We start from the raw sequence: 17,624 nt of genomic DNA, 5'->3' as shown, positions 1-17,624 counted from the left end.
CGGAAAATTTACGGCTCTTCTATGACATAGCCGCGCGCCTGCAGGCGCGCCAGATAACCGTCGGGCTTGAGCAGTTCGGCGATCGGCAGGCTGGCGAAGCTGACCCTGTTTTGGGTCAGGGCCTTGTCGGCGTTGCCCAGCCAGGTCTGGATCACGCGCTCGCGCAGGTCGCCGAAGCCCAGGCGCTGGGCCACGCCGGAGGCGGTCACCGCGCGCAGGCAGACCTCGTACTGATCGCCCTGCGGCAGGGCGCGCAGCGTCTCGATGTCGCCGATGGCCCAGGCGTTGGCGCGCGCGCGCATGGTCTCGATGTCGCCCTCGATGCGGCTCAGGGTCTTGGCGAAGCAGTCGGTGTCGCTGAGGGTGGTGTTGGCGAAATCCTTGAGCACCGCCTTGGGGTCCTTGATCTTCATCTCGATCGTGGACTCGGTGATCTTGACGTCGTGCTGCTTGGCGCTGCGCTCGACCACCGGCCAGACGATGCCCTTGAGCGAGAGGTCGGAACGGCGCATCGCCGCTTCGTAGAGTTCCTGCGCGGCGAACACCGGCCGCCATTTCTCGACGCCGCGGTCGCTGCCGATGTAGCGCGCCTTGAGCGGCAGCCAGCGCGCGTAGAGTTCGGCCGGCACCACCTCGCGCAAGGTCTTGTCGTCGGGGTTGCGGCGCGCCTTCAGCGCCGAGGGGATCAGCAGCATGCTGCGGAACATGCCCAGTTCGGTGCCGATCGACACCGACGGCGGTTGCAGCACTTCCTGCGCCTGCGCGATCGTCGCCTCGACGTCGCGCGACAGCCACTGCATGTTCTTCGGCACCGGGCTGAGGGTGCCCAGGATCCACAGCACGTGTTCGCCGCGGCTGACCTTCCACATCCCCGGGCCGGGTTGCACGCCGGAGACGACGACGGTGTCGATGTCGCGGATGGTTTCCTGCGCGGGCGCGATCGGCGGCGTTTGTGCGAATGCGGGTGCGACGAGCGCGAGCAGGCAGAGCGCGAGGCAGGTGTGCAGGGCAGGGCGCATCCGTTGCGTGTCCTTGGCGGGGGCAGAAGTGCGGAGCCTGCCAGATTCGCGGGCGACGACGCAGTGCGTTTCGAGCGACGCGCGCGCGCCGGTGGGGAATCCGTTCAGGCGGAGGTGACGGCTCAGTTTGCTAATGAGAACCATTAGCAATTAGACTGGCGATCCAGATTCGCCCACGCGGCGTCGGCCATGGCCGCGCGCCGCGCCGTACTTCCAGCCGGTCGCCGCATGAATACCGCCCACGCCCACGCCCCCGCCGCGCGCAAACCCAAGACCGTGCCCTTGCGCTATCGCATCGACGTCGCCGTGCGCGCGCTGGCGGCGGTGGTGGTCGGCTATCTGCTCGCCTACGGGTCGACCGCGTTCCTGACCCTGGTGCTGCCGTTTTCGCGCAGCGACCGCGTGGTCACCGCCAGCTTGTTGTGCTTCGCGGTGTGGTGCGCGGCGGCGATGTACGCGTTCGCGGCCAAGAGCGCGCTGCGCGCGGTGTTCGCGCCGCTGCTGCTGGCGCTGGCGTTGTACGGCGTGACCTTGATGTTCCCCGAATTCGCCGCCCGGCCATGAGCAAGCGCGCATGAAGAACAGCTTCTCGCAAGCGATGGCATGGCTGCACACCTGGGCCGGGCTGATCATCGGCTGGCTGCTGTTCGTGATTTTCGTCGGCGGCACGCTGGCCTGCTTCGACAAGGAAATCGGCGACTGGATGCGGCCGGCGCTGCACGATGCGCCGAGCGCGCCGCTGAGCTTCGCGCCCGCGGTGGCGGCCGCGCAGCGCGACGCAAAACCGCATGCGCATGCGTTTTACGTGCTGGCGCCCACCGAACGCGACCATGCGACCACGGCCTACGTCTATTACGACGACGGCAGTTTCGAAGAACGCTCGCTTAACCCAGCCACGGGCGCGCCGCTGCCCGCGACCGCCGGCGGCGATTTCTTCTTCACCCTGCACTACAACCTGCATGCGGGCACGATCGGCATGTACCTGGTCGGGATCGCGGGCATGTTCATGCTGGTCGCGATCGTCACCGGCATCGTGATCCACAAGCGCATCTTCAAGGACTTCTTCACCTTCCGACCCCAGGCCGGCGGCCAACGCGCCTGGCTGGACGGGCACAACCTCACCGGCGTACTCGGGTTGCCGTTCCATCTGATGATCGCCTACACCGGCGTGGCGATCTTCGTCGCTTCCTACATGTTCGCCGGGGTGCAGGTCGCCTATAACAGCGACGCGGAGAAGTTCTTCGCCGAGGCCGGCGACAGCTACGAGCGTCCCGAGACCGGCAAGCCGCTGGCCAGGCTGTATCCGGTCGACACGCTGATCGCCGATGCCACCCGCCGCCTGGGCATGGCGCCGACCTGGGTCAACGTGCATCACCCCGACGACAGCAGCGCGACCATCGCCTTCGGCGGCGATCACAGCCGCCATGTGGCCTGGAACTTCGATCAGGTCGTCTACGACGCCAACGACGGCCGGTTCCTGCACAGCTCCAAGCCCTCGGCCACCGGCTACAAGGTCTACACCTTCCTCGGCGGTCTGCACATGGCGCAGTGGGGCGGCAGCGCCTTGCGCTGGCTGTATTTCTTCATGGGCCTGGGCGGCTGCGTGATGCTGGCCAGCGGCATGCAGGTGTGGGTCAACAAGCGCGCCAAGAAGGTCGCCGAGGCCGGCGCGCTGTCGGGCTATGGCCTGGTGCAGAGCCTGAACCTGGGCGTGGTCGGCGGCATGCCGCTGGGCTGCGCGGCGTTGCTGATCGCCAATCGGCTGGTGCCGGCCGACGCGGCCGCGCGCGCGAGCTGGGAGATCGGCGCGTTTTGCGCGGTGTGGATCCTGGCTGCGCTGTACGCCTGCCTGCCGTCGGTGCGCAAGGCGGGGTGGCGGCGTTACTTCGCCTTGAATGCGATCGCGCTGACGGCGATTCCGCTGGTCAATCTGGCGACCGCGCCCAAGGGGCATCTGTTCGCCAGCCTCGCGCGCGGCGATTGGGCGCTGGCGGCGGTGGATCTGACCGCGCTGGGCCTGGCGCTGGCGTTCGCCGTCCTGGCGCTGCGCTCGCGCGCCGCGACGCGTCGTCCCGTCGCCGAACGCACGCGTGCGCGCGGCGGCGAGCGCGATGCCGCGCTGGCCGAGCGCTGAGGAGGGCGCGCATGTTGTGGTTGGGATTTTCGGTGTCGTTGCTGGCCTGGTGCCTGCTCAGCCTGGGCATGGAGAAGCATTACGCGCAGGCGTTTGCCGGTCGCTACGACCTGCGTCGCGCACGTCTGTGGCGCGGCTTGGGCTGGGCGCTGCACGTGGCGGCGTTCGCCGGTTTTGCGGCGTGGAAGGGCTGGGAGTTCGGGCCCGTCTTCTGGGCGGTGGTGCTGATGCTGTCGGCGCTGGCCTGGTCGTTGTGCCTGACGCTGTGGCCCAAGGTCAGCGCCAAGCTGGCCGTGATCGTGTTGCTCAGCGGCGTGGCGTCGGCGGTGCTGCTGGGCTGAGTGAGGCGTGGGCGATGCGGTTCGCTGCGCTCACCGCATCCTACGGCTCTTCGGCGCTAGGCTGAGGCGCCGACTTCCAGGAAGCGAAGATGCGCGATATCGATCTGATCATCCAGACATTGAAGGCGGCTCATCCGGATTTGATAGCCGAGCAGCTGAAGGTTCGGCATCCCGGTGACGACGATGGCCTTTGGTTCTTCCGTCACGCGTCCACCCCTTACGAGGTGCAATTGGAGTCGGGCGCAGGGAGTTGCCCATTTCTGTTCGAGACGGATGAGGACACCATCCGCCGCACGGCCGATACCGTCGCCGAAGCGATACGCCTGGTGGAGCGAGGCTTGGGTCTGGCCTAGATCCGGTTGCAGGTCATGCAACCCTTGCGCATGCATCGCTTCAGCGTGCGCTGCGCTGCGTCCAGCGCATCCTACGGCGCGTCGCCAGACGCGCCTGTGCTCAGAGCGCCGCGCTGCGCGGTGGCGCGTCCTGCAGCTCCGGCCAGCGCGCGAGCACGGCGCGGCGGATGCCGGCGGCGTCGAGGCCGGCTTCGGACAGCAGCTGTTCGCGGCTGGCGTGGTGCTGGAACTCGTCGGGCAGGCCCAGGTGCAGGACGGGCAGGACGATGCCTTCGGCCGCGAGCAACTCGGCCACGCCGCTGCCGGCGCCGCCGGCGACCACGTTGTCTTCCAGCGTCACGAAGCCGCGGTGGCTCTTGGCCAGTTCCAGGATCAGCGCGCGGTCCAGCGGTTTGACGAAGCGCATGTTGACCAGGCTCAGGCCGAACTCGGCCGCGACCTGTTCGGCCGCCGGCACGATCGCGCCGAACGCGAGCAGGGCGATGCGGCTGCCGTGGCGGCGCAGCTCGGCCTTGCCGATCGCCAGGGTGTCCAGGGTGGGCTGCACCGGCACGCCGGGGCCGGTGCCGCGCGGGTAGCGCACCGCGGCCGGGCCTTCGTAGCGGTGACCGGTGCTGAGCATCTTGCGGCACTCGTCCTCGTCGGCCGGCGCCATCACCACCATGTTGGGCACGCAGCGCAGGTAGGACAGATCGAGATTGCCGGCATGGGTGGCGCCGTCGGGGCCGACCACGCCGCCGCGGTCGATCGCGAACAGCACGTCCAGGTTCTGGATGGCGACGTCGTGCACCAGTTGGTCGTAGCCGCGCTGCAGGAAGGTCGAATAGATCGCCACCACCGGCTTGGCGCCTTCGCAGGCCATGCCCGCGGCCAGGGTGACCGCGTGCTGTTCGGCGATGGCGACGTCGAAGTAGCGCGTGGGGTATTCCTTGCTGAAACGCACCAGGCCGGAGCCTTCGCGCATCGCCGGCGTGATGCCCAGCAGCTTGTCGTCGTCGGCGGCCATGTCGCACAGCCATTCGCCGAACACGTCGGTGTAGGTCGGCTTCTTGGCGCCGGGCTTGCTGACCAGTCCCTTCTCCGGATCGAAGGGGCCGACGGCGTGGTAGCCGATCTGGTCGCCCTCGGCCAGTTCGTAGCCTTTGCCCTTGGTGGTGATGATGTGCAGCAGCTGCGGACCCTTGAGGGTCTTGAGCGTCTTCATCGCGCCGAGCAGGGCCGGCAGATCGTGCCCGTCGATCGGGCCGGTGTAGTGGAAGCCGACTTCCTCGAAGAAGGTCGAGGGCACGAACATGCCCTTCCAGTGTTCTTCCCAGCGGCGCACGAACTTGGCCGCCGGCTTGCGCTTGTCGCCGAGCAGCTTCTTGCCGCCTTCGCGCAGCGCGTTGAGGGTGCGGCTGCCGGTGAGGCGACCGAGCATGCGGGTGACGCCGCCGACGTTCTCCGAGATCGACATCTGGTTGTCGTTGAGGATCACCAGCAGGTTCGGCTCGGGATCGGTCATGCCGCCGGCGTGGGCCAGCGCCTCGAAGGCCATGCCGGCGGTCATCGCGCCGTCGCCGATCACCGCCACCACCTTGCGCTCGTCGCCGGCGCGCTGCAGCGCGATGGCCATGCCCAGCGCGGCCGAGATCGAGGTCGAGCTGTGGCCGACGCCGAAGGTGTCGTATTCGGATTCCTCGCGCTTGGGGAACGGCGCGACGCCGTCCTTCTGCTTGACGGTGTGGATCTCGTCGCGGCGGCCGGTGAGGATCTTGTGCGGATAGCACTGGTGGCCGACGTCCCAGACCAGGCGGTCGTTCGGCGTCTCGAACAGCCAGTGCAGGGCCACGGTCAGTTCGATCACGCCCAGGCCCGCACCGAAGTGGCCGCCGACCAGGGCGACCTGTTCGATCAGGTAGGCGCGCAATTCCTCGGCGATCGCCGGCAGTTCGTCTTCGCCGAACTGGCGCAGGTCGGCGGGCACGTGGATACGGGAAAGGCGTGGGTAGCGCTGCGGATCGATCATTACCGACGGATTCTGGCGTTCAGTCGGTCATTGTCCCGCCCCTGTGTGAGGTGGGCAAGAAGCGGCGGCATGCGGATTCAGGCGCGGCCGCTGCGGCCGCGCCTGGAGGGCTGGCGATCAGCGTCCGCGCAGGCGTCCGAACAGGCCGCCGGCCTTGGCCGGTTCGGCCGGATCGGGCTCGGCTTCGGGCTCGGCGAAGCCGGTGGCGAGGTTGGCGTTGACGAAGTCGGCGACGTCGGCCGCGGGCACGCCGCTGGCCTCGGTGATCTCGGCCAGCGTCGCCGGGCCCTTCATCATCACCGTGGCGATGCGGAAGTGCTTGGGGAACTCGCGCTCGGTCTGCGGCCACTTGACCATCTGGTAGCGGCGCTGCGGGTCGTAGCCGGGCGCCAGCGCGCCGTGGCCGGCGAGCAGGCTGCCGAACCAGACCAGGCGCGCGAGCGGCATGGCCTCGCCCAGCGGCGCGACGGTCATGGTCCAGGTCTTGTCGTCGACGGCGATGAAGTCGGCGGCGGTCGCGTTCTTCTCGAAATAGGCCGACAGCGGCTTCAGCGCCGAGGGGCCGTGGTACTGGCGCTGCTCGGCGTCGATCAGCAGCGGTTCGTCGCCGCGCAGGCGCACGCGGCCGCGCAGGCGGCCGGACGTCAGCCAGACCAGCAGCGACTCGCCGCTGGCGACGGCCGGCGCGGGTGTCGCAGGCGCAGGTGCCGGTGCGGGAGCGGGAGCGGGCGGGGCAGGTGCGGGTGCGGCAGGTGCGGCCGCGGCCACCGGTGCAGGCGCAGGGGCCGGTGCCGGTGCACGCACGGGCGCGGGCGCGGGCGCCGCAGGCGCGACGCCCAGCGGAATCTCGACTGCGCGATCCAGGGTGGCTTCGACCGGCGCGGGCGCCGGTGCCGGCTTGGGCGCGGCCGGCGCTGGGCTCGGCGCGGCGGGCGCGCTGGCGATCGCCGGTGCGGCGGATGCGGCCTCCAGCGGCTGGCCGGCCTGGGTCGCGATCTCGCGTAACAAATCGCCGATAGCCTGGGTGTCGAACGGCTGGCCGAGACGATAGTCGGCCTGCGTGCGCGGCGCGCCGGTCAGCGCGATCACGCTTTTGCCCGCGGCATGCAGACGCAGCCAGCTCATCGGGCCGTACATGCTGTCCATGTCCACGACGACGTAGTCGGCCTGGCTCTCGGGCAGCAGCTGCCAGCGGCCGCCGAGGCGGGCGTTGGCATCCTTGAAGGCCGCCTGCAGCGCGGTCTCCGTCGCCGGGTCCATGCCGGTCAGACCGAGGGTCAGAGCCATTTTTTCGTCCGTCGTTACTGAGGTGGACGAGTGTTGCGGACCGCAATGATGTCGTCAACGCGCGCAACGCGTCGCAAACCAGCGTTCTTCGGCAGGTGCCCACTCAGCTAGCCGGCAGATCGCGACCGGCGTCACGGCTTGCCGCGCAAAGTCGGCGCCAAACGCGGCTTCCGGCGCGGCCGGATCGGCTAAGGCGAACCCTGCGGATGCGGCGGTGCATGGCGCGGGCGTCACGGCGCGCGCCCGCGCGTGGCCGCGGCTCAGCCGGGCAGGCGCGAGTTCTTGGGCAGCTGGTTGCGCAGGAACGCCATCTGGTCGGCGAGGATGTTGCGGTTGGACAGGATCAAGTGCTCGACCCAGCTCGGGCGGTACGGCACGGCCAGCAGCGGCATGCCGGCCTGCTGCGGGGTGCGGTTACCCTTGCGCGAGTTGCAGTGGAAGCAGGCGGCGACCACGTTTTCCCAGATGTCGCGGCCGCCCTTGGACACCGGGACCACGTGATCGCGGGTCAGGTGCGGACGGTTGAAGTCGCGGCCGCAGTACAGGCACAGATAGTCGTCGCGCGCGAACAGCGCGGCGTTGGTCAGGGCCGGCGTGGGATCGAGCGCGTGGCTGCGCGCATGGCCGCGCGCGGCGACGATCGGATGCAGTTCGATCAGGCTTTGTTCGCCGCTGAGGCGGCTGGTGCCGCCGTGCACGCGCAGGCAGGGATCGCCCAGGGTCCAGGCCACCGCGCCGCGCACGTACAGACAGGTCGCTTCCTGCCAGTTCATCCAGTCCAGCACACGACCGTGCGCATCCAGCGACAGCAGTCGCACGGCGTTGAGGCGGTCGCTGGGAGGGCGGGGGTGCGCGTAGCGCTGGGCCAGGTCCAGGCCGGAGACACCGAGGATTTCCGGCTCACGCAGCAGTCGCTCTGCGTGGGTTCCGGTTCGGACCAAGCGTAGGTTCGCTCTATCGGTCTCCATCGGGATATCAGCTTATACCCGTTTGATGACGATTTGGGTAGCCGATGCGATGCGGGGCGCGGGTGCGTCCCAGTGCGCGGCCGTCCGTGGCCGCGCGGGTGTCGCGATGCGATCAGGCGTCGAAGGCTTCGGCGTCGAGCGCGGTCAGGCTGGACAGCGGTGCGGCGATGGCCTGCGCGTGGGCGCGGGTGCGCGGCAGCAGGCGCGCGAAATAGAAGCGCGCGGTTTCGCGCTTGCCGGCCTTGAAGCGCTCCGACTGCGACGAGGCTTCGCTGGCGGCGACGCTGCGCGCCCACCAGTAGGCCAGCGCGACATAGCCCGAGTACATCAGGTAGTCGTAGGCGGCTGCGCCCACTTCGTCGGCGTCGGCGACCGCGCGCTGGCCGATCTGCATGGTCAGCTGCTGCCATTGCGTGGCCTGCTCGCGCAGCGGCGCGATGAACTCGGCGACCGCGGCGTTGGCTTCGTTGGCGGCGCAGAAGGTTTCGATCTCCTCCAGCATCACGCGCAGGCCGGCGCCTTGCTGCTGCATGATCTTGCGGCCCAGCAGGTCCAGCGCCTGGATGCCGGTGGTGCCTTCGTACAAGGTGGTGATGCGGGCGTCGCGCGCGAGCTGTTCCATGCCGTGCTCGGCGATGTAGCCGTGGCCGCCGTAGCACTGCAGCGCGTGGTAGGTGCATTCCACGCCCCACTCGGTGAGGCAGGCCTTGACGATCGGCGTCATGAAGCCGACCCAGGCGTCGGCGCGCTCGCGCTCGGCGGCATCGTCGGCGTGGTGGGCGATGTCGACCAGCAGGGCGCCGTGGTAGCCCATCACGCGGCTGCCTTCGATCAGCGCCTTGCAGGTCAGCAGCATGCGCCGCACGTCGGGGTGGACGATGATCGGGTCGGCCGGCTTGTCGGGGAACTTCGCGCCCGACAGGGAGCGCATCTGCAGGCGCTCGCGCGCGTAGTTCAGCGCGTTCTGATAAGCGCGGTCCGACAGGCCCAGGCCTTGCAGGCCGACCGCGAGGCGGGCGGTGTTCATCATGGTGAACATGCCCATCAGGCCCTTGTGCGGCTGGCCGACCAGATAGCCCTGCGCACCGTCGAAATTCATCACGCAGGTGGCCGAGCCGTGGATGCCCATCTTGTGTTCCAGCGCGCCGCAGCGCACCGCGTTGGCGCCGCCGGTGCTGCCGTCGCGCGCGACGCGCACCTTGGGCACCACGAACAGCGAGATGCCCTTGCTGCCCGCGGGGGCGTCCGGCAGGCGCGCCAGCACCAGGTGGACGATGTTGTCGGTGAAGTCGTGCTCGCCGGCGGTGATGAAGATCTTGGTGCCGGTGATCGAATAGCTGCCGTCGTCCTGCGGTTCGGCGCGAGTCTTGAGCAGGCCCAGGTCGGTGCCGCAATGCGGTTCGGTGAGGCACATGGTGCCGGTCCAGCGGCCTTCGACCAGCGGCTTGAGGAACACCTCCTGCTGCCAGGCTTCGCCGTGGTGGATCAGCGCTTCGGTGGCGCCGTGCGAGAGCAGCGGGAAGTTGCCCCAGGCCAGGTTGGCCGCGTCGATCATTTCCTTCAGCGGCACGCCGGCCGCGTGCGGCAGGCCCTGGCCGCCGAACTCGCTGGGCGAGACCAGGCCGGCCCAGCCGCCGTCGACGTACTGCGCGTAGGCCTGCTTGAAGCCGGGCGGCGTGGTCACCGCGCCGCTGGCCTTGTCGTAGCTGCAGCCGATTTCGTCGCCGGCGCGGTTGAGCGGGGCCAGCACGGTTTCGGTGAAGCGCGCGCCTTCGTCTAGTACCGCGTCCAGCACATCGCGCGTGGCGTCGGCGAAGCCCATGCGTTGGAACGCGGCTTCGGCGCCGAGCACGTCGTACAGGGCGAAACGCATGTCGGCGAGGGGGGCTTTATAGGTGCTCATGGGCGGCGGTATTCGAATGGGAATGGGGAAGGGGCGGAGAAGAGACGGCTATCGATCAAGACGCAGCGGGATGCGAATCCCGAATCGCGGCGTTACCGCAGCACGCCGGGCAGGCCGGGCGCGGGGCTGAGCGCGCTGCTGCGGTCGATGGCGAAGTTGCGCGACTTCTTGGCTTCGTCCGGCGTCGCGTCGAGGCTGCCCTTGAGCGTGTACGTCAGGCTGCGGCCGCCGGCCAGCGCGTCGGCCACGGCCAGCTTGGCCGCGCCGCTGGGGCGCAGTTCGACCACGATCACGTCGGCGGACTCCGGGCCGATCGACAGCGCCGGCGTGCCTTGCAGGCGGCCGGCTTCGTCGCTACCCAGGCTCAGGGCCAGGTCGTAGCGGTCGAACACCATCGGGATGCTGCTGAAGTTCTCGATGCGCAGCTCGGCCGACCAGCTGCCGTCGGCGCGCACGGTGAGCTGCTGGATGCGCGCGGCCGGCTCGGACACGCGCCGCACCGGGCCGCCGATGCACGCGGCCAGCAACAGCACGCAGGCCGCCAGGGCCAGTCCACGAGTCCAACGCATCGCCTTCATGCTGCCGCTCCGCCGTATGCCGTAATGGGGCGTTGAGGATACTACGGCGTAGGGTGGGGCTGAGGGGCGGGGTGGGTTCGGGAAACAGAGACAAAAGCAAATCCCCCCTAGCCCCTCTAAAAAGGGGGGAATGCGCCGGCGAGTGCCGGGTGTTCGCGCGGACGCGGCAAACGCGAGCGGCAGGCGAAGCCACCGCAGCCGTGGTAGGCGACAAGCGAAGCAGGCGGGAAGCGAAGTGCGCGGCGAGCGAAGCAGGCGGGAAGCGAAGCGGGTGGTAGCGAAACAGGCGACCGAGCGAGGCGCGCGGCGATCGAGGCAGACGCAAGTTCGCTGCCGGCACTGCCGCCATTGCGCTTTTGTTCCCCCTTTGGAAAAGGGGGGCTAGGGGGGATTTGCTTTTGCTTTTGCCTTCCCCGCTACCGCCCGCCCCTCAATCCACCAAGCCCTTACGCAACGCATACCGCACCAGCTCCGCGGTGTTGCGCACGTCCAGCTTGGCCAGCACGCGGGCGCGGTGGTTCTCGGCGGTCTTGACGCTGATCGTCAGTTCGCGCGCGATTTCCTTGGTGGTGTGGCCTTCGGCGATCAGGTGGAACACCTCGCGCTCGCGCGCGGTCAGGCGGCCGTAGGGGTCGCCGAGGTCGCGTTCGGGGTGTTGCAACTGTTCGGCCAGCGCGCGCGCGGCCTGCGGGCCGAAGTAGCCGTGGCCGGCGTGCACGCCGCGCACCGCGGCCAGCAGTTCGGCGGCGGCGCTGTCCTTGACCATGTAGCCGGAGGCGCCGACGCGCACCGCCTGCAGCACGTATTCGTTTTCCTGGTGCATGGTCAGCACCAGCACGCGCGTGTCGGGCAGCGCTTCGCACAACCGGCGCACCACTTCGATGCCATTCAAACGCGGCATCGAGATGTCGGTGATGACCACGTCGGGCCGGGTCGCGACGGCTTTTTCCAGCGTTTCCAGGCCGTCGGCGGCTTGCGCCACGACCTGCACGTCGCCCTCGGCCTGCAGCAGGCCGACCAGGCTTTCCCGGACCATGGTGTGGTCGTCGGCGATCAGCACGCGCACGGTTTTGTTCCCCATGGTGCTTACGCTGCTCGTGTGTCCGACGCGCGTCAAGCGCCGGCGTTCAGGGTGGCGTCAACGGCACGCGCGCGCTCAGGCGCAAACCTTCGCCCGGCGCGCTGCGCAACTGCAACAGGCCGCCGTACAGGCGCAGGCGCTCGCGCATGCCGCCCAGGCCGCTGCCGCCGGTCTGCAGCGCCTGCTCCGGTTCGCAGCCGCGGCCGTCGTCGTGCACGCGCAACTGCAATCCTCCGTCGCGCGCGGTCAGTTGCACGTGAATATGCGCGGCCTGGGCATGCTTGGCGGCGTTGTTGAGCGCCTCCTGGGCGACCCGGAACAGCAGGGTCTGCAATTCGCCGTCCAGCGCCGGCAGCGGGTCGATGTCCAGGTCGATGCGCGCGCCGCAGGCCTCGGCCTGGCTGCGCACCAGCCAGCGCAGCGCCGCTTCCAGGCCGAGGTCGTCGAGGATGGGCGGACGCAGCAGGCGCGAGAGCTCGCGCGTGTCCTGCAGGGTGTCGCCGCACAGCGCCAGGGCGGTGGCCAGGGCGGCGCGGGCGTCGTCGCGGTCGGCGGGCAGGGCGTCGTCGAGCTGGCCCAGGCGGTGCTTGAGCACGGTCAGGTTCTGGCCGATACCGTCGTGCAGCTCGCGCGCCAGGCGGCGGCGTTCGTCCTCCTGCACGCGCCAGACCGCGCGCCCGAGACGGCGAAATTCGCGCTCGTTGCGCTCCAGCCGCTCCAGCAGTTCCTGGTATTGCCTGCGCAGGGTGGCCAGCTCGTCCATGGTGGCGGGGTCAGGGTTTGCGTACCGGATCGAGGCGGGCGATCTGCGGGGCGCTGTCGAAACCGCCGCGCAGCGGCGCGGGCAGGCGTTCGCGCACGCGCTGCAGCGCGGCCACGGCGTCGTCGCGCGCGCGCGCGGCGGCCGCGGCGTCGCCGGCCTGGGTCAGCGCCTGCGCGCCCAGCTCGTGCAGGCGGAACGCGCCGGCGTAGTCGCCGCGACGCAGCAGCGGCTGGATCTCGCGATAGCGTTTGACCGCGGCGCCGGCATCGCGCGCGCCCAGGTCCTGGACGATCGCGGCCTCGGCCCAGTCCAGGCGCAGGGCGACGTTGCCCAGCGCGGCGACTTCGGCGCCGATCGTGGCGGCGCCGGCGCCGGCCTTGATCGCTTCCAGGCCGACCTGCAGGCGCAGCAGACGCACGCCGGAGGCGTCGGCGTAGCGGCGCGCGGCGGCCAGGTGCTGCGCGGCGGCTTTGCCGTCGCCGCCCTGGCGCGCGAGTTCGGCGCGCAGCAGGGCATCGATGCCGCGCTGTTCGGCCGGGGCCTGCGCGACCGATGCGGCGATCGCGTCCAAGGCCTTGCCGGCGTCCGGCCGCGCGCCGGCCGCGATCAGGGTCTGCGCACGCAGCAGTCCGGCGTCGGCGATGCCGCGCGGATCCTGGCGCTGGCGGAACAGCGCCTCGGCCTTGCCGGCTTGATTCAGGGCCTCGTCGTAACGGCCTTGCAGCAGCGCCAGTTCGGCCAGATTGCGGCGGCTGACTGCGGCCTCCTCGACCATCTGTTCGCGTTCGGCATCGGCCAGCGCGCGCTGCAGCCGCTGCTCGGCGGCGTTCCATTGGCCGCGCGCGACCGCGAGCAGGCCCAGGTTCTGCGAGGTGCGGATGCGCCCGGTCTGGTCGCCCAGCTTGTCGTACGCGCCGGCCGACTGCGATAGGTAGGCCTGGGCGTCGTCGTAAGCGCCGAGCTGGTAATGGGCGAAGCCGATGTCGTTGAGCGCCTGCGCGGTGCCCTGGTCGTCGCCGGTCTGCTGCCAGCCCTGCAGCGCGAGCTTGAACGCGGCCAGCGCCGCCGGGTAGTCGCCGCGCTCCTCGGCGAGCAGGCCCAGTTCGCTGTCGACCGCGGCCAGGCCGTGGCGGTCGTCCAGCGCCAGGTGCAGTTTGCGCGCCTGTTCCAGGCTGGCCGCGGCTTCGTCGTAACGGCCCGACAGCGACAGCACGTTGCCCAGGTTGCGCAGGCTGGTCGCCAGGCCGCGGCGGTTGCCGACCGCGCCGCGCAGTTCGACCGCCTTGCGGTACTGCTCCTGGGCATGGTCGTTCTGGCCCAGACGGCTGTAGCCGATGCCCAGCGCGTTGACGGTTTCGGCCTCGCCGTAGCGGTTGCCGCTGCGCTTGTACAACACCAGCGCGCGCACCAGGTAGTCGTCTACCGCGCGCCGCGCCTGGCCGTGCAGGATCGAGAACTTGCCCAGTTCGTACCAAGCGCGCGGATCGTTGGCGTCGCGCGCGGTCAGGGTCTGCAGTTGCTTGACCGCGCCGGCCAGGTCGCCGCCGGCGCCGAGCGCGCGCGCCAGTTCGAGTTCGGCGCGGGTGTCGTCGGGCGTGGCCTGCAACTGCGCGCGCCATTCGCGCGCGGCGGCCTCGGCGTCGCCGTCGAGCAGGGCGCGTTCGGCAACGAAACGGCGGCGCAGCGTGGCCGGCGCGCCGGCGGTTACGCGCTGGCCGCGTTCGATGGCGTCGTAGGCCGCGTCGATGTCGCCGATGGCCTGCGCGGCTTCGGCCGCGCCCCACCACGCCGGCGCGAATTCCGGCGCCTGGTCGACCGCCTTGCGGAACGCGGCCAGCGCCTCCACCGGGGCGCTGTCCTGGCGTGCGCGCAGGCCTTCGCCATAGGCTTCCAGCACGCTCTCGGCGGGCAGGTGCAGCGGCAATGGCGCGCTCAGGCCGAGGTCGCGGCGGAACCCCGCATCGGCGGGCAGCGCGGCGAATGCGGCCAGCGGCGTGGCCCCCTTGCCGGCGCTGCGATGGGCGACGCCGCGCTCGTCGTCCAGTTCGGCATGGGCCAGCCAGTGCGCGCCCTCGCGGCGCAGCGCCACGTGCAGCACGCGATCGGCGCCGACGGTGCGGCGCAACGCGGCCGGATCGAGGATCGCGGTGCCGGTCGGGTCGAGCTGGCGCAGCGCCTGCTGGGTGCGGTCCTCGTCGACCACGGCCAGGCCGGGCGCACCGGACAGGGCGCCGCGCAGTTGCGCGGCCAGCGCGGCGCGGTGGGCGGGCATGAGATCGGCATCGTCGGGCGCGTACACCGGTAGCACCAGCAGGCGGTGCAGCGGCGCGACCGCGGCGACGCCCTCCGGCACCGGCGGCGTTTGCGCGCGCCACCACCACCAGGCGCCGCCGGCGGACAGCAGCGCGAGCATCGCCGCCAACGTCAGCCACGCGCCGCGGCGCGGGCGGTAGTCGCGCGCCAGCTTGCGTAGTTCCAGCGCGCGCACGACTTCGTCGGCGCTGCGCAGGCGGTGCGCGGGCTGCGGGCGCAGCAGGCGGTCGGTCAGGCGCGCCAGCCAGGCCGGCGTCTGCGGCCGCTGTTTGGTGACCGGCGCCGGCGCGCGCAGCATGCGTTGCGCCAATACTTCGTGCACGGTGCCGCCGGCGAAGGGCAGGGCGCCGGCGAGCATTTCGTAGAGGATCAGGCCCAGCGCGTAGAGATCGCTGCGCGCGTCGACGGTGTCGCCGCGCGCCTGTTCGGGCGAGAGATAGTCGGGCGTGCCGACCACGGCGCCGGATTGGGTCAGGCCGGTGCTGGCCAGCGAGCGGGCGACGCCGAAGTCGGTGATGTAAGCGTCGCCGGCGCGATCGATCAACACGTTGGCCGGCTTGAGATCGCGATGGATCACGCCGCGCGCGTGCGCCGCGCTCAGGCCCTGGGCGATCTGCTGCGCGATCCGCACCGCGTCGTCGATCGGCAGCGGGCCTTCGCGGTCTAGCTTGCGGTCCAGCGATTCGCCGTCGATGTAGTCCATGCCGATCAGCCATTGGCCGTCGTGCTGGGCGAGGTCGTGGATGCGCACCACGCGCGGGCTGGACACCTGCCGCGCCATCAGCAGTTCCTGGCGGAAGCGCTCGAAGGCGTCGGCGCGCGTGGCCAGTTCCGGGCGCAGCAGCTTGAGCGCTACCGGTACGTCCAAGGTGAGATCGGTGGCGCGATACACCACGCCCATGCCGCCGACCCCCAGCACCGCCTCGATCCGGAAGCGGCCGGCCAATAGCGTCCCCGGCGCCAGCCGCTGCTGTGCGTATAGCCCGGTAGCGGTGGCCGCGGAAGGATCGGTCATGGTGTGCTGCCGTGCGGGCCCGCCACTATCGTGCTCCAACGCGGCGCATCGTCCAATGCCTCCACCGCGCTGCGCGCGAGCAGCCACAGCGCGGCGCTTTCGGCGAACGCGCTCAGCAGCTCCAAGTCGAACTGGGTGATCGGCTCGCCCGGCGTGCGGCGGTCGGCGTAGATCGCGCCCAGGGTGCGCGGGCCGTCCAGCAAAGGCAGGCAGATCAGGCTTTTCAGACCGCTGTCGACGATGGACGCGCGCTCGGCCGCCCAGTCGCTGCGCGCGACCTCGTTGACCACCACCGGCTGGCGCTGCGCCAGCGCGCGTTCGACCGCGCCGATGCTGCCGGAGAACACCCGCGAGCGCAGCGCGGCCGGGTCCAGCACCACGCTGGCGCGCACGACGTAGTCGCCGCCGCTGGCCAGCAGCAGGAAGCCGCGGCTGCAGTCGGCCAGTTCGACCACGCCGCGCAGCACCTCGTCGGGCAGACGGGTGTGGTCGGCCTCGGCGCCGACGCGGCGGGTCAGGGCCAGCGAAAAATCCCGGCGTTGCTGCTGGCGCAGGCGCAGGCCGTTGCTCTGGGCGTCGTTGAATTCGGCCAGATCGCAGTGGACGTCGCCGAAGCGCAGCCAGCACGGCAGCGCCAGGGCAGCGTCGTCGATCGCGATGCCGTCGATGTGGCTGCCGTTCTTGCTGCCCAAGTCGCGCAGTTGCCAGCGCTGGCCGTCGTGGCTGAGTTCGGCGTGGACGCGCGACACCGAGGGGTGTTCCAGCACCAGGTCGCAGTCGGCGGCGCGGCCGATGCGCAAGCGTCCGCCCACTGCGATCCAGCGCGTGATCGCGGCGGTTTCGGGCGGGTAGGCGATCAGGCGCGCCGGCATGGGCGCATCTTAAGCGCGGCCGGCGGTCCTATTGCGAATGCGCATCACTGTCCGTAATCGCGCTGGTAGATCACGCTGAAGCGCAGGGTGGCGGCGCCGGCGATCAGTTCCCCAGCGTGGTTGGTGGTGCTCAGGTCGGCGCGCCATTCGTTGGGCAGGGTGGTGCCGGCCTGGGACTGGGCCAGGCTGCGGACGCCGTCGACGGCGGCGATCGCGGCCGGGTAGTCGTCGTTGTCCAGCGCGTCCTCGGTGTCGTCCAGCAGCGCGGTGTAGGCCGCTTGCTGCGGCGCCGGCAACAGGGCGACGCGGTTGCGCAGGCGCTGGATCTTCTCGTCGATGACCATGCCGGTCGGGCGCAGGTCGATCAGGATCAGGAACTGCGAGAAGCCGCCGTAGGTGCCGCGCGCGCGCACGCTGCCCTGGGCGATCTCGTCGGTGATGTCCTGGAACGGGCCGCCCAGCGGCGCCTTGAACAAGCGCAGCGAGCTGCCCAGCGCGTAGGGCAGCACGTGCGTATGCAGCTCGACCCGACCGGTGCCGGTGAAGCGCAGGCCGCCGTTGGCCGGCGGCTGCACGGTGATCAGGATCGGCAGGGCCGCGGTCAGCGAGGTCAGGTTGAGGCTGGGCAGCCGCCCCTGCAGCAGCGGGCTGAGCGGGCTGACCACCTTGGCGCCGATGCCCAGACTGTTCGCGTTCAGGCCCTGGGCGTTCTCGAACTCCAGGCTCAGGTCCAGGATGGTCAGGCCGGGCAGGCCGACGTAGGCGTTGGCCTCGTTGCCCGACACGGTGACGTTCACCGGCAGCGATTGCGCCCGGGCCGGTTCGGCCCCGCACCACAGCACCGCCGCCAGCAGCGCGCTCCACGCCCACTTCGCCATGTCACACCCCCCGTGGACCGTGGCCCAGGTCGGCGTCCGCCGTGGGCGCAGACAGAGCAACGGCATGCGCCGAGCGTACTCCGCGTGACCCGCCTGCGTCTCTAGGGATTT

At 70.5% G+C, this 17,624-nt stretch carries 15 protein-coding genes; 4 read left to right on the top strand and 11 right to left on the bottom strand.

Annotated elements, in window-relative coordinates; all coding sequences use genetic code 11:
* Window positions 1–8 precede the first annotated feature (8 nt).
* Window positions 9–1,019 (bottom strand): TraB/GumN family protein, encoded by a 1,011-nt coding sequence (locus LVB77_RS15820; protein WP_232907043.1) that lies wholly within the window; start codon window positions 1,017–1,019, stop codon window positions 9–11.
* Window positions 1,020–1,247: 228 nt separating this feature from the next.
* Here LVB77_RS15820 and LVB77_RS15815 point away from each other — a divergent pair, with 228 nt between their 5' ends.
* The 4 genes from LVB77_RS15815 to LVB77_RS15800 all read left to right on the top strand — a co-directional run bounded on the left by LVB77_RS15815 (window position 1,248) and on the right by LVB77_RS15800 (window position 3,847).
* Window positions 1,248–1,583, top strand: coding sequence for a DUF3649 domain-containing protein (locus LVB77_RS15815; RefSeq protein WP_232907042.1), 336 nt, complete (start codon window positions 1,248–1,250; stop codon window positions 1,581–1,583).
* A 10-nt stretch (window positions 1,584–1,593) separates the two neighbouring features.
* Window positions 1,594–3,153: a PepSY-associated TM helix domain-containing protein gene (locus LVB77_RS15810; protein WP_232907041.1), complete on the top strand. Its 1,560-nt coding sequence runs from the start codon at window positions 1,594–1,596 to the stop codon at window positions 3,151–3,153.
* Between the two features lie 11 nt (window positions 3,154–3,164).
* On the top strand, window positions 3,165–3,494 hold the full coding sequence (locus LVB77_RS15805) for a DUF3325 domain-containing protein (RefSeq protein WP_232907040.1): 330 nt from the start codon (window positions 3,165–3,167) through the stop codon (window positions 3,492–3,494).
* Between the two features lie 89 nt (window positions 3,495–3,583).
* Entirely contained in the window at window positions 3,584–3,847 is a 264-nt protein-coding gene (locus tag LVB77_RS15800) for a hypothetical protein (protein WP_232907039.1), read from the top strand.
* A gap of 100 nt (window positions 3,848–3,947) precedes the next feature.
* On the opposite strand, the gene dxs is transcribed toward LVB77_RS15800, so the two are convergent.
* From dxs to LVB77_RS15750, 10 genes are all read right to left on the bottom strand, one after another.
* Window positions 3,948–5,855 (bottom strand): 1-deoxy-D-xylulose-5-phosphate synthase, encoded by a 1,908-nt coding sequence (gene dxs / locus LVB77_RS15795; RefSeq protein ID WP_232907038.1) that lies wholly within the window; start codon window positions 5,853–5,855, stop codon window positions 3,948–3,950.
* A 117-nt stretch (window positions 5,856–5,972) separates the two neighbouring features.
* Complete coding sequence (locus LVB77_RS15790; RefSeq protein WP_232907037.1) at window positions 5,973–7,142, bottom strand: hypothetical protein; 1,170 nt, start codon at window positions 7,140–7,142, stop codon at window positions 5,973–5,975.
* Window positions 7,143–7,402: 260 nt separating this feature from the next.
* Complete coding sequence (locus tag LVB77_RS15785) at window positions 7,403–8,017, bottom strand: HNH endonuclease (RefSeq protein ID WP_232910324.1); 615 nt, start codon at window positions 8,015–8,017, stop codon at window positions 7,403–7,405.
* Between the two features lie 205 nt (window positions 8,018–8,222).
* Complete coding sequence (locus LVB77_RS15780; RefSeq protein ID WP_232907036.1) at window positions 8,223–10,013, bottom strand: acyl-CoA dehydrogenase C-terminal domain-containing protein; 1,791 nt, start codon at window positions 10,011–10,013, stop codon at window positions 8,223–8,225.
* Window positions 10,014–10,105: 92 nt separating this feature from the next.
* A complete protein-coding gene (locus LVB77_RS15775; RefSeq protein ID WP_232910322.1) occupies window positions 10,106–10,582 on the bottom strand; it encodes an LEA type 2 family protein in 477 nt (158 codons plus the stop codon).
* A 439-nt stretch (window positions 10,583–11,021) separates the two neighbouring features.
* Entirely contained in the window at window positions 11,022–11,672 is a 651-nt protein-coding gene (locus LVB77_RS15770) for a response regulator transcription factor (RefSeq protein WP_232907035.1), read from the bottom strand.
* A gap of 46 nt (window positions 11,673–11,718) precedes the next feature.
* A complete protein-coding gene (locus tag LVB77_RS15765; RefSeq protein WP_232907034.1) occupies window positions 11,719–12,435 on the bottom strand; it encodes a sensor histidine kinase in 717 nt (238 codons plus the stop codon).
* Between the two features lie 10 nt (window positions 12,436–12,445).
* On the bottom strand, window positions 12,446–15,763 hold the full coding sequence (locus LVB77_RS15760) for a serine/threonine-protein kinase (protein ID WP_232907033.1): 3,318 nt from the start codon (window positions 15,761–15,763) through the stop codon (window positions 12,446–12,448).
* Window positions 15,760–16,635, bottom strand: a complete 876-nt coding sequence (locus LVB77_RS15755) for an FHA domain-containing protein (protein ID WP_232907032.1) — start codon at window positions 16,633–16,635, stop codon at window positions 15,760–15,762. Before LVB77_RS15755 ends, LVB77_RS15760 begins: the two co-directional genes overlap by 4 nt.
* A 44-nt stretch (window positions 16,636–16,679) precedes the next feature.
* A complete protein-coding gene (locus tag LVB77_RS15750) occupies window positions 16,680–17,513 on the bottom strand; it encodes a DUF6689 family protein (protein ID WP_232907031.1) in 834 nt (277 codons plus the stop codon).
* Window positions 17,514–17,624 lie beyond the last annotated feature (111 nt).

It is taken from the genome of Lysobacter sp. 5GHs7-4, assembly GCF_021284765.1.
In the GTDB taxonomy this organism is placed as follows: domain Bacteria; phylum Pseudomonadota; class Gammaproteobacteria; order Xanthomonadales; family Xanthomonadaceae; genus Lysobacter.
This window is presented reverse-complemented; position numbering and strand designations above follow the sequence as displayed.

What these genes read in the sequence shown, in the direction of transcription:
- LVB77_RS15780 (WP_232907036.1), bottom strand. Translation starts at nt 10,013, where the DNA reads ATGAGCACCTATAAAGCCCCCCTCGCCGACATGCGTTTCGCCCTGTAC.
- LVB77_RS15750 (WP_232907031.1), bottom strand. Translation starts at nt 17,513, where the DNA reads ATGGCGAAGTGGGCGTGGAGCGCGCTGCTGGCGGCGGTGCTGTGGTGC.
- LVB77_RS15755 (WP_232907032.1), bottom strand. Translation starts at nt 16,635, where the DNA reads ATGCCGGCGCGCCTGATCGCCTACCCGCCCGAAACCGCCGCGATCACG.
- dxs (WP_232907038.1), bottom strand. Translation starts at nt 5,855, where the DNA reads ATGATCGATCCGCAGCGCTACCCACGCCTTTCCCGTATCCACGTGCCC.
- LVB77_RS15805 (WP_232907040.1), top strand. Translation starts at nt 3,165, where the DNA reads ATGTTGTGGTTGGGATTTTCGGTGTCGTTGCTGGCCTGGTGCCTGCTC.
- LVB77_RS15790 (WP_232907037.1), bottom strand. Translation starts at nt 7,142, where the DNA reads ATGGCTCTGACCCTCGGTCTGACCGGCATGGACCCGGCGACGGAGACC.
- LVB77_RS15800 (WP_232907039.1), top strand. Translation starts at nt 3,584, where the DNA reads ATGCGCGATATCGATCTGATCATCCAGACATTGAAGGCGGCTCATCCG.
- LVB77_RS15820 (WP_232907043.1), bottom strand. Translation starts at nt 1,019, where the DNA reads ATGCGCCCTGCCCTGCACACCTGCCTCGCGCTCTGCCTGCTCGCGCTC.
- LVB77_RS15810 (WP_232907041.1), top strand. Translation starts at nt 1,594, where the DNA reads ATGAAGAACAGCTTCTCGCAAGCGATGGCATGGCTGCACACCTGGGCC.
- LVB77_RS15765 (WP_232907034.1), bottom strand. Translation starts at nt 12,435, where the DNA reads ATGGACGAGCTGGCCACCCTGCGCAGGCAATACCAGGAACTGCTGGAG.
- LVB77_RS15815 (WP_232907042.1), top strand. Translation starts at nt 1,248, where the DNA reads ATGAATACCGCCCACGCCCACGCCCCCGCCGCGCGCAAACCCAAGACC.
- LVB77_RS15760 (WP_232907033.1), bottom strand. Translation starts at nt 15,763, where the DNA reads ATGACCGATCCTTCCGCGGCCACCGCTACCGGGCTATACGCACAGCAG.
- LVB77_RS15770 (WP_232907035.1), bottom strand. Translation starts at nt 11,672, where the DNA reads ATGGGGAACAAAACCGTGCGCGTGCTGATCGCCGACGACCACACCATG.
- LVB77_RS15775 (WP_232910322.1), bottom strand. Translation starts at nt 10,582, where the DNA reads ATGCGTTGGACTCGTGGACTGGCCCTGGCGGCCTGCGTGCTGTTGCTG.